We start from the raw sequence: 7,014 nt of genomic DNA on the forward strand, positions 1-7,014 counted from the left end.
GCGATACGGTTAAGAGCCGTTGAAAGGGCATTGGGAGTCGGCCGGGCTCTTTCATAAAAAGCGTGGGGCGGTAGATGCTGGAAGGCACCTACCGCCCCACGCTTACCGTTCCGGACGGGTCACTTCTTCTTCGGCTTCTTGGCCGGCGGCTCGCCGAGCTCGCTTTCGGCCACGGTCACCGCGTCCTCGCCCTCTTCGGACGCCGCGGCGGCGAAGGAGATCGGACCGGTCACACGGCCGGCCTCCGCGATGTCGCCCAGCGCGTTCTCGACGGAGGAACGAACCTCGTCGGAAGCCGCGAGCGTCACGGAGAGGATCGGGGTCTTCATCGAGACCTTGGCCTTCGACTTGATGCCACGCAGCGCGGCCAGAGCGGCGCCCGCATAGGTGAGCAGATCCGCGGAGGCATCGCCGGCGGCGGCCGCATACACGTCGGCCTTCGGCCAAGCGGCGCGGTGCACGGAGCCCTCGCCGTCATGCATCCAGCTCCACACCTCTTCGGTGGCGTACGGCAGGTACGGTGCCAGCAGACGCGCGAACGCATCCAAGCCCAGGCCCAGCGCGGTGCGCGCGGACTTCACGGCGGCCTCGCCCGGCACGTTGCCAGTGGCGTCGGCGGTGCCGTAGGCACGGTTCTTGACCAGCTCGATGTAGTCGTCGCAGAACTGCCAGAAGTAGTTCTCGATGACCTCCAAGGCCTTGGAATGCTCGTAGTTGTTGAGGCTGTCGGTCGCCTCGCGAACCACGTCGGCAAGACGCGCCATCGCGGCGCGGTCCAGCGGTTCGGTCACGTCGGCCGGATTCCAGTTGGCGGTGGCCGGAGCAGCCACATGATGGTTCTCGTCCTCACGGCCGATGGCCAGCGCGAACTTGGTGGCGTTGAGCAACTTGATGGCGAGACGACGGCCGATCTTCATCTGGCCCTCGTCGTACGTGGCGTCCAGGCCCAGACGCGCCGCGGCGGCCCAGTAGCGCACCGCGTCGGCGCCGAACTGCTTGATCGGCTTGTCCGGCACGACCACATTGCCCTTGGACTTCGACATCTTCTTGTGGTCCGGATCGAGGATCCAACCGGACAGGGTGGCGTTGGACCACGGCAGGCACTTGTTCTCCAAGTGCGCGCGGTCCACGGTGGAGAACAGCCAGGTGCGGATGATGTCCTGGCCCTGCGGGCGCAGGTCCATCGGGAACGTCGCGTTGAAAATGGCCTGGTTCTCCTCGCCCGGCTCGTCCCAGCGGGTCACGATCTGCGGGGTGAGCGAGGAGGTCGCCCAAGTGTCCATGATGTCCGGCTCGGCGGTGAAGCCGCCCGGCACGTCGCGCTGGTCCTCGGTGTAGCCTTCCGGCACATCGTCGGTCGGGTCGATCGGCAGACGGTCCTCGCTCGGCGTGATCGGATGATCGTAATCCGGAGTGCCGTCCTCCTTCACCGGGTACCACAGCGGGAACGGAACGCCGAAGAAGCGCTGGCGGGAAATCAGCCAGTCGCCGTTCAGGCCGTGCACCCAGTTCTCATAACGCACGCGCATGAAGTCGGGGTGGAAGTTCAGTTCCTTGCCGCGCTCGATGAGCTCGGCGTTCAGCTTCTCGTCGGTGCCGCCGTTCTTCAGGTACCACTGGCGGGAGGTGACGATCTCGAGCGGCTTGTCACCCTTCTCGTAGAAGTTCGTCATACGCTTGGTCGGCGTCGGCTCGCCGTCCAGATCGCCGGAAGCGCGCAGCTCGTCCACGATCACCTTGCGTGCGGAGAACGTGGTCTTGCCGGCGGTCTCCTGGAAAATACGCTTGCCTTCCTCGGATTCGATCCAATCCGGGGTGTCCATCACGATGCGGCCGTTGCGCTGGATGATGGAGCGCAGCGGCAGGTTCAGATCACGCCACCACTCGACGTCGGTGACGTCACCGAACGTACAGCACATGGCGATGCCGGCGCCCTTGTCCATCTCCGCGGCCTTGTGCGCCAGAATCGGCACCTTCACGTGGAACAGCGGGGAGTAGACGTACTGGCCGAAGTACTTCTTGTAACGCTCGTCATCCGGGTGCGCGATCAGCGCGCCGCAGGCGGCCAGCAGTTCCGGACGGGTGGTCTCGATGTAGATCGGGGTGCCGTCCTCGAAACGGAAGGCGACCTTGTGGTAGAAGCCCGGGTACTCGCGGGATTCAAGCTCGGCCTGGGCCACTGCGGTCTGGAAGGTCACGTCCCACAGGCCCGGAGCGTCCTTCTGGTAGGCCTCGCCGCGGGCCAGATTGCGCAGGAACGCCTTCTGGGCCACGCGCTGCGGGTGCGCGCCGATGGTGTGGTAGGTCTGGGACCAGTCGATCGACAGGCCGAGGGAACGCCACAGCGCCTCGAACTGCTTCTCGTCCTGGGCGGTGAGCTTTTCGCACAGCTCGATGAAGTTCTTGCGGGAGATCGGCACCTGGTCCTTGGCGCTGATCTTCTTGCCGTCGGTGCCCTCGAACGGCGGCTTGAAATCGGGATCGTACTTCAGCGAGGTGTCGACGCGCACGCCATAGTAGTTCTGCACGCGGCGCTCGGTCGGCAGACCGTTGTCGTCCCAGCCCATCGGGTAGAACACGTCGTAGCCGTTCATGCGCTTGAATCGCGCGATGACGTCGGTGTGGGTGTAGGAGAAGACGTGGCCGACATGCAGATGGCCGGAAACGGTGGGCGGCGGGGTGTCGATGGAATAGACGGCCTTGCGGTCGCGGGTGCCCTGGAACTTGTAGACTCCGCTTTCATCCCAGTTCTCGCGCCACTTGTCTTCGAGACCGTCCACGCCGACCCGGTCGGGGAGCGGCGTGAGGTTCGCAGTGATGGTGTTATCTTGGCTTTCAGTCATAGTCGTTAGTCTAGAAAGCGAATGTGACAACTCACATCATGCGGTCCTCGGACGTGTGGCCGCTCCCATGACGTCTGTCCGCGCTGTTCCCGTGACGCTTGTCCGCGCCATTCCCATGACGTCGTCCGCGTCGCTCGTCTATTCCAGTCTGCTCAGCGGCAGGAAACGATCGGTCATGTTCTTCGGATACCCCTGCACGCCATCCTCGACCGCGATGAAGGTCTTGCGCGCGTACAGCCAATCGCTTGCCGCGTTCTCGCTGACCGTGCGCGCGTAATCGCGCATGCGCGCCTGGTAATCGGTGTCGTTGGTGGCCGCCGACGCGTTCGCATACGCCTGCTGCACGTCGCCGTTCTCGAAATGGAACACGGACTGCCCGTTGGTGAAGACGCTGGCGTCGCCTTCGTCGCTCATCGTGGTGAGCGCGATGTTGTATGTGCCGGCGTTCATGCGTTCGGTCACTTCGGCCGCGGTGTCGAGCACCTCCAGATTGACGCCGATGTTGAGCTGTTCGATTTGCGATTTCACGGTGTTGCCGATCTGCTCATACTCCTTCGGAACCAACAAATCAATCGTTGCGATGTAGTTGGCGCCGAAGTAGGAGCGGAGCTGCCGCGCCTGCTGCAGATCGTAGGGGAACAGTCCGGTGAGATCCTCATACCCGTCTTCAAGCGGACCGATCGGACCACCCAGTGCCGCATAGGCGTCTTTCGCATCCTTCGCGATGGATGCCGCGTCGATGGCGAAACGCGTCATCTTGCGGATCTGCTCGTCGGAGAACGGGCTTTCGTTCGCGCTGTTGAAGGCGAGCAGCACCTTGTCGAATCCCACGCCGTTGTCGACGGTGATGCCGCTCTGCTTCTGCAGCGCCTCGGCGGATGAGGCGCTCAGCGGCACCGCCATGCTGATTTTGCCGCCCTTGAGCGCATTGACCATGGAGCTTTCGGAACTGTAGTAGTAAAGGACGATCTGCCCGCATGCGGCCTTGGTGGATCCCCAGTAGGCGTCGTTGCGCTGGAGCACGATCTGCGAGGACGACGAGCTTTTCACGGTGAACGGGCCCGATCCCACGGCGGTGTTCTTGTAGTTGGCGTCGTTCTGCTCGTCGTACACGATGCCGGCGCGTCCGCTCAACGCGCGGAGCAGCCGCGGATTCGGCTGGTTCAAGGTGATGACGACGGTGTTCTCGTCCGGATTGGTGATTTCCTTGAGATCGCCGAGCTGGTCCGCGTCCACGTATTGGTTGTTGACGGTGTTCTGCAAGGACCAGACCACATCCGAAGCGTCGAGCTTGTCGCCGTTGGAGAACGTCATGTTGCTCTGCAACGTGAAGGTGTAGGTCAGTCCGTCGTCGGACGCCTGCCAGGAGCGTGCGATTCCCGGCTGCAGTTTGTTGGTGTCGCTGCGCGATACCAACGTCTCGTACACGTTGCCGAGCAGCGCCTGTTCCACTTCGTCGCCCTGTTCGGTGCGGATATCCAGGTTTTTCGGAGCGTCGCCCGCGATGCCGACGGACATGGTCGATTCGGAGGTGATCGAGCTGAGCGAGGTGATCGGATTGCGCAGATTCACCAGCGACCATCCCAGCCACATCACGACGGCGAGCACGGCGGCGACGCCGAAGAAAACGAGCCAGCGCGTCGCCTCGGCCTTCATCGCCTGGGCTTTCGGATTGTTCTGACCTTGTTCATCCATGGTGTCGAGTCTAATTGGCACGCGCTACACCGCCGCGGTTGCGGCGCTACACGGCGAACGCGCTCGGGCAGGTGTCGTTGAGCGGGCAATCCACGCAATCCGGTTTGCGCGCGTGGCAGACCGCGCGGCCGTGCAGAATCAGCCGATGCGACAGGTCCGTCCATTCCTCGGGCGGGAAGCATGCGGTGATCTGCCGTTCTATCGCCACCGGATCGGGGGACGTGGTGGACCAGTCGGCGCGCCAGCGCAAACGGCCGGTCACGCGCATCACATGCGTGTCGACGGGGAACCCCGGCACGCCGAACGCGTTGCCCAGCACCACGTTCGCGGTCTTTCTGCCTACGCCCGGCAGCGTCGTCAGCGCTTCCATGGTGTCGGGAACCTTGCCGTCGAACCGCGCGCACAGTTCATGCGACAATCCGATGATGTTCTTCGTTTTGGTGCGATGGAATCCGATGGGATGGATGATGTCCTCGACGTCCTCGGGATTCGCCGCGGCGAGTTCCGCAGGTCCGGGGTAGGTGCCGAACAATTCCGGCGTGACCGTGTTCACGCGCTTGTCGGTGGTCTGCGCGCTCAGTACCGTCGCCACCAGCAGCTCGAAGGGATTGGAGAAATGCAGCGCACACTGCGGATGGGGGAATTCGGCGCAGAGAATACGATATTCCTGCTGCATGCGCGCCAAACGCGCCTTCTTGGATTCGCGGGGCATTGCCGACCACCATCACCTTGGGTGTTCGACGCCATCCGCCGAACATACGTTACCTAATATCTATGTGTGATTCCATGCGTGACGCACGCGTGGCATGCATCGTCCGAATCGTTGATCCGGCTGTTTGCCGGATGCGTCAAACATATCCGGCAAACATATCCGGCAAGCAGGTCAATCCTTATCGGACGGACCCTGTGCCGCGGCGTTCTTCGCTGCCGCCTCGCCCTCCTCCTCTTCCGGAGGGTCGAAACGGTATCCGACGTTGCGCACGGTGCCGATGAGATGCTCGTACTCTCCGCCGAGCTTCGCGCGAAGTCGCCTGATATGCACATCGACGGTGCGCGTGCCGCCGTAGTAGTCGTAGCCCCATACCTCCTGCAGCAGCTGCGCGCGGGTGAACACGCGCCCGGGATGCTGCACCAGGTATTTGAGCAATTCGAATTCCTTGTACGCCAAATCGATCGGATGCCCGTGCAGGCTGGCCGTATAGCCATTGGTGTCAACCACCAGATCGCCGGAGCGGATGAGACCGTCCTCGTTCTGAACGCCGATCTCATCGGCACCCGACGCCGCGCCGATCGGATTGTTGCCGCGCTCCGACACCAGTCGCAGCCGTCCCTCGACCTCGGCAGGCGAGGCGGAGGCCACCACCACGTCGGCGATGCCCCACTGCGAATTGACGACGGTGAATCCGCCTTCGGTCAGAATCAGCACGATCGGCGTGGAAAGCCCGGAGGCGTGGATCAGACGGCACAGCGTTTTCGCCGTGGCCAGATCATCGCGCGCATCGAGGAAAAGTATGGTGTTTTCCGGCATTTTCACGAGACTCGCCGCATCCATCGGCAGCACGCGCACACGGTGGGAAAGCAAAGCCAGGGAAGGAAGGACGGTTGCCGGGTCATTTGCGAACGTCATAAGCGTCAAATCCGTCACGGCGGCTCCCCCTGTTCGAGATATCGTTGCTGTGATTGTACTCTCGCCGTGTTTTATCGGCGTTTCATCAGATTTTATCTGAACGATGTGGACACTTTCGGCTACATTTATTGGTATCGCATACGTTATGACCATATTATGAAAAGGGGTTGAGATGGCTGCCTCCGAAGCCGCTTCCATCACACCTGACAAAGGATCTTTCGGCAAAGTGATCGCCGTGCAGGTCGTCGCATACATCATATTGGCGGTGCTTTCGCTGGTTCCAGGCATCTCCTATGGCGACCCGTCGAATCCGGCGATCGTCTCGCCCGTGGTCATCGCCTCCGTCTCGATGATCGTGTTGCTGACGGTGTTCTCGCCGTTCCGCGATGGTGCCGTCGGGCATGTGATCTCCGTGGTGGCCGGTCTGCTGTCGGTGGTGTGCGCCACGACGATGATGCTGGGACGCGCCATTTTTCCGACCGTTGCCGGACATGACGATTTCTGGATGCAGGAAGGTTGGATTGCCGGCGTCGGCGGTCTGCTGATCGTGCTGATCGTGGTGTGCTTCGGACGCCAGATGGCCCGCGAACGGCGCACGCATCTGATTCGGTCGCTGTCCCACAACGTCGTGGAAGGCGTCGCGATGATCGCCTGCGCCGGATGGTGCTTCCTGCCGACGTTGCTGGCGAATCGCGGCGACAATGCGGCGGCGTCGGATTCCGGTTCCGCGATGGTTCGGATCATCGCCTTGGTCGTGGTGGCCGCGGTGGTGGTCGGATTCGCGGTCTGCTCGTATCTGTGGCGGCGTGACGCCGATCCGGAGCCGACTTCACGTAAGCCGTGGATGGG

5 protein-coding genes are annotated in these 7,014 nt (G+C 62.7%); 1 reads left to right on the top strand and 4 read right to left on the bottom strand.

All coding sequences use genetic code 11. The annotated features are described in order from the left end of the window. Window positions 1-119 precede the first annotated feature (119 nt). From valS to B3C64_RS00170, 4 genes are all read right to left on the bottom strand, one after another. A complete protein-coding gene (gene valS, locus B3C64_RS00155; RefSeq protein WP_291532899.1) occupies window positions 120-2,843 on the bottom strand; it encodes a valine--tRNA ligase in 2,724 nt (907 codons plus the stop codon). Window positions 2,844-2,981: 138 nt separating this feature from the next. Further along, a complete protein-coding gene (locus B3C64_RS00160; protein ID WP_291532900.1) occupies window positions 2,982-4,538 on the bottom strand; it encodes an ABC transporter substrate-binding protein in 1,557 nt (518 codons plus the stop codon). Window positions 4,539-4,584: 46 nt separating this feature from the next. Then, window positions 4,585-5,250 (bottom strand): endonuclease III, encoded by a 666-nt coding sequence (gene nth, locus B3C64_RS00165; protein ID WP_291532901.1) that lies wholly within the window; start codon window positions 5,248-5,250, stop codon window positions 4,585-4,587. Window positions 5,251-5,421: 171 nt separating this feature from the next. Further along, window positions 5,422-6,165, bottom strand: coding sequence for a winged helix-turn-helix transcriptional regulator (locus B3C64_RS00170; protein ID WP_291532902.1), 744 nt, complete (start codon window positions 6,163-6,165; stop codon window positions 5,422-5,424). Between the two features lie 172 nt (window positions 6,166-6,337). Here B3C64_RS00170 and B3C64_RS00175 point away from each other — a divergent pair. Beyond that, a partial coding sequence (locus tag B3C64_RS00175; protein ID WP_291532903.1) for a hypothetical protein occupies window positions 6,338-7,014 on the top strand: 677 nt, incomplete at its 3' end.

The organism is Bifidobacterium sp. UBA6881, assembly GCA_002451435.1.
In the GTDB taxonomy this organism is placed as follows: Bacteria; Actinomycetota; Actinomycetes; order Actinomycetales; family Bifidobacteriaceae; genus Bifidobacterium.